The organism is Mesorhizobium sp. M4B.F.Ca.ET.203.01.1.1 (genome assembly GCF_004791025.1).
In the GTDB taxonomy this organism is placed as follows: domain Bacteria; phylum Pseudomonadota; class Alphaproteobacteria; order Rhizobiales; family Rhizobiaceae; genus Mesorhizobium; species Mesorhizobium abyssinicae.
Genome location: NZ_SRUO01000307.1, coordinates 1 through 280 on the forward strand (window position 1 = coordinate 1; position 280 = coordinate 280).

A 280-nucleotide genomic window follows, 5' to 3' on the forward strand; every position below is an offset into this window, starting at 1 on the left:
GATGTGGTCCAGGTAAGGCGTGTTTCCACCCTGCGGCAGGAACACCGGCTCACCGCCGCCGGAGGTGACACGCGGATGGTCCAGGTCGACGTGCATCACCGCGTCCTGGGTGAGCAGGCCGTCCACGTAGTGCTCCTGGAAGCCGATCAGGAACGGCCCTTTTGCGGCCGCGCCGGGCAGGTAGGAGGCATTCCAGCGTCCGTCCTGCAGGTACAGGTTCTCGTGCTGCTCGAAGCCCAGCAGGGCGACGGACTGCCAAGCCCCGGTCCCGGTCTCCCGG

At 67.9% G+C, this 280-nt stretch carries 1 protein-coding gene; it reads right to left on the bottom strand.

Going from position 1 to position 280, the window contains the following annotated elements; all coding sequences use genetic code 11:
• The coding region (locus EN846_RS34830; RefSeq protein ID WP_145971993.1) for a SapC family protein at positions 1 to 280 on the bottom strand (280 nt) is incomplete at both ends.